This is a genomic window from Aminobacter sp. P4_H6_2 (assembly GCF_056400805.1).
This window is the reverse complement of the sequence record NZ_JBFUKO010000598.1, coordinates 1-3253: the sequence shown is the minus strand read 5'-3', so window position 1 is coordinate 3253 and position 3253 is coordinate 1. Positions and strand designations below refer to the sequence as shown.

3 protein-coding genes are annotated in these 3253 nt (G+C 59.4%); all 3 read right to left on the bottom strand.

Annotated features, from left to right (window positions below; all coding sequences use genetic code 11):
• Positions 1 to 105: 105 nt before the first annotated feature.
• The gene (fusA, locus tag AC1DUU_RS27205) at positions 106 to 2196 is read right to left on the bottom strand and encodes an elongation factor G (RefSeq protein WP_476786466.1); all 2091 of its coding nucleotides are present in this window, start codon (positions 2194 to 2196) and stop codon (positions 106 to 108) included.
• Positions 2197 to 2228: 32 nt separating this feature from the next.
• On the bottom strand, positions 2229 to 2699 hold the full coding sequence (gene rpsG, locus AC1DUU_RS27200; RefSeq protein WP_476786465.1) for a 30S ribosomal protein S7: 471 nt from the start codon (positions 2697 to 2699) through the stop codon (positions 2229 to 2231).
• A 77-nt stretch (positions 2700 to 2776) separates the two neighbouring features.
• On the bottom strand, positions 2777 to 3148 hold the full coding sequence (gene rpsL / locus AC1DUU_RS27195) for a 30S ribosomal protein S12 (protein WP_008837709.1): 372 nt from the start codon (positions 3146 to 3148) through the stop codon (positions 2777 to 2779).
• Between the last annotated feature and the right edge of the window lie 105 nt (positions 3149 to 3253).

The following is a 3253-nucleotide window of genomic DNA, read 5'->3' as shown; positions in this document are numbered from 1 at the left end:
ACATGAGGCTTATTACGCTCGAATTTACCTTTTGCCATGTGAGGTCTCCATTCTTGCTAGCCCGATAAGGGCGTTGAATTAATAAAACGCTGCAATTCGCTGGAATTACGCGTATTTCTTCTGAACTTCCTGTGCGACCGCAGTCGGAACCGCCTCATAGTGGTCGAACTGCATCGTGTACTGGGCGCGGCCCTGTGACATCGAGCGCAAGCTGTCCACGTACTTGAACATGTTGGCCAGCGGCACCATCGCGTTAACGACGACGGCGATACCACGGCTTTCCTGGCCCTGGATCTGGCCACGACGGCTGTTCAAGTCGCCAATGACGTTGCCGACATAGTCTTCCGGCGTCACGACTTCGACCTTCATGATCGGCTCGAGCAGCTGGACACCCAGCTTCGGAGCAGCTTCGCGAAGGCAGGCGCGACCGGCGATTTCGAAGGCCAGCACCGAGGAGTCGACATCGTGGTAGGCACCGTCGATGAGCGTCGCCTTGACGCCGATCATCGGGAAGCCTGCGAACGGGCCCGAAGACAGAACGCTGCGGAGACCCTTGTCGACACCGGGGATGTATTCCTTCGGAACCGCACCACCGACGATCTTCGATTCGAAGACGAAATCTTCGCCCTCGGGGTTCGGCTCAAACACGATCTTCACGCGAGCGAACTGGCCCGTACCACCCGACTGCTTCTTGTGGGTGTAGTCCTGCTCGTGGGTGCGGGTGATCGTCTCGCGATACGCAACCTGCGGAGCGCCGACGTTCGCCTCAACCTTGAACTCGCGACGCATGCGGTCGACGATGATGTCGAGATGCAGCTCGCCCATGCCGGAGATGATGGTCTGACCCGACTCTTCATCCGACTTGACGCGGAACGAAGGATCTTCAGCAGCCAGGCGGTTGAGCGCGAGTCCCATCTTTTCCTGGTCGCCCTTGGTCTTCGGCTCGATGGCGATCTGAATGACCGGCTCGGGGAATTCCATGCGTTCGAGGATGACCTGGTGCAGCGGATCGCAAAGCGTGTCGCCGGTGGTCGTTTCCTTGAGGCCGGCCAGAGCGACGATGTCGCCGGCGAAAGCCTCTTCAATGTCGGAGCGCGAGTTCGAGTGCATCTGCAGCATACGGCCGAGACGCTCTTTCTTGCCCTTGACGGTGTTTTCGAGCGACGCGCCCTTGACCACCTTGCCCGAGTAGATGCGGCAGAAGGTCAGCGAGCCAACGAACGGATCGTTCATGATCTTGAAGGCGAGCATCGAAAGCGGCTCGCTGTCGTCAGCATGACGCTCGATCTCAGCTTCGGTCTTGGCATCGATGCCCTTGATGGCCGGAACGTCGAGCGGCGACGGCAGGAAGTCACCAACGCCATCAAGCAGCGGCTGAACGCCCTTGTTCTTGAAGGCCGAGCCGCAGAACATCGGGAAGAACTTGACGGCGATGGTGCCCTTGCGGATCAGCGCGCGCAGTTCGTCGTTCGACGGCATCTTGCCTTCGAGGTAGTTCTCAAGAGCCGTCTCGTCCATTTCGACGGCGGCCTCAATCATCTTGTCGCGGAATTCTGCGGCCTTTTCCTTGAGGTCGTCCGGGATCTCGACGATGTCCCAGGCAGCACCCAGGCTCTCATCGCGCCAAACCAGCGCGTTCATCTCGATAAGGTCGACAACGCCCTTGAACTCCGATTCAGCGCCAATCGGCAGCTGGACGGCGACAGCAGTGGCGCCGAGGCGCGACTTGATCATGTCATAAGAGCGATAGAAATCGGCGCCGATCTTGTCCATCTTGTTGCAGAAGATCATGCGCGGGACGTTGTACTTGTCCGCCTGGCGCCACACGGTCTCGGTCTGCGGCTCAACACCGGCATTGGCATCGAGCAGCGCGATGGCGCCGTCGAGAACGCGCAGCGAACGCTCGACTTCGATGGTGAAGTCGACGTGGCCGGGGGTGTCGATGATGTTGAAGCGACGCCCCAAGCCATCACGGCCCTTCCAGAAGGTAGTGGTCGCAGCAGACGTGATCGTGATGCCGCGTTCCTGCTCCTGCTCCATCCAATCCATGGTGGCAGCGCCGTCATGGACTTCGCCGATCTTGTGCGACTTGCCCGTGTAATAAAGGATGCGCTCGGTGGTCGTGGTCTTGCCGGCGTCGATATGCGCCATGATACCAAAATTACGGTAGTCTTCGATCTTATATTCGCGGGCCATGGGAGGTGCCTCTCAGTCGTTCGTTCGCGCTATTACCAGCGGTAGTGCGCGAAGGCGCGGTTGGCTTCCGCCATCTTGTGGGTGTCTTCACGCTTCTTCACGGCGGTGCCGCGGTTGTTAGCCGCATCCATCAGCTCGCCGGAGAGGCGGTCGACCATGGTGGTCTCGTTGCGGTTGCGGGCGGCAGTGATCAGCCAGCGAATGGCGAGTGCCTGACGGCGCTCAGGACGCACGTCAACCGGAACCTGGTAGGTAGCGCCGCCGACACGACGCGAACGCACTTCCACATGCGGCGCGACATTGTCGAGCGCCTGATGGAAGACGGTGACCGGCTCCTGCTTGGTCTTGGCCTGAACCTGATCAAGCGCGCCGTAGACGATCGTTTCAGCGATCGACTTCTTGCCGTCATACATGACGGCGTTCATGAACTTGGTAACAACCAGATCGCCGAACTTGGGATCCGGGTTGATCTCGCGCTTTTCTGCACTGTGACGACGTGACATAGCTTTGTCTCTCAACCTTGAACCGACGCCTTAACACGCGGAGAACCTCGCGCAGCGCCCGAATTGCAGAACCCGAATTACTTCGGACGCTTGGCACCGTACTTCGAACGGCGCTGCTTGCGGTTCTTCACACCCTGYGTGTCGAGCACGCCGCGGATGATGTGATAACGCACGCCCGGAAGATCCTTCACACGACCGCCGCGGATCATAACCACGGAGTGCTCCTGAAGGTTATGGCCTTCGCCGGGGATGTAGCCGATCACTTCAAAACCATTGGTCAGGCGGATCTTTGCGACCTTACGCAGAGCCGAGTTCGGCTTCTTAGGCGTCGTCGTATAGACACGCGTGCAAACGCCCCGCTTCTGCGGGTTGGCCTGCATGGCCGGCACCTTGTTGCGCTTCACCGGCGCTATGCGCGGCTTGCGGATCAGCTGGTTGACGGTAGGCATTAAACCCTCTTGTCTCTCAATTCCGTGTCTCAAGCCCGTTCAGGGCAGCTTCAAGCGCAAAATCCATACGCGAATTCGGGCCACAAACCGCGATCTGCGGTCTTG

Coding starts and splice junctions, on each gene's coding strand:
- fusA (WP_476786466.1), bottom strand. CDS start 2,196: ATGGCCCGCGAATATAAGATCGAAGACTACCGTAATTTTGGTATCATG.
- rpsG (WP_476786465.1), bottom strand. CDS start 2,699: ATGTCACGTCGTCACAGTGCAGAAAAGCGCGAGATCAACCCGGATCCC.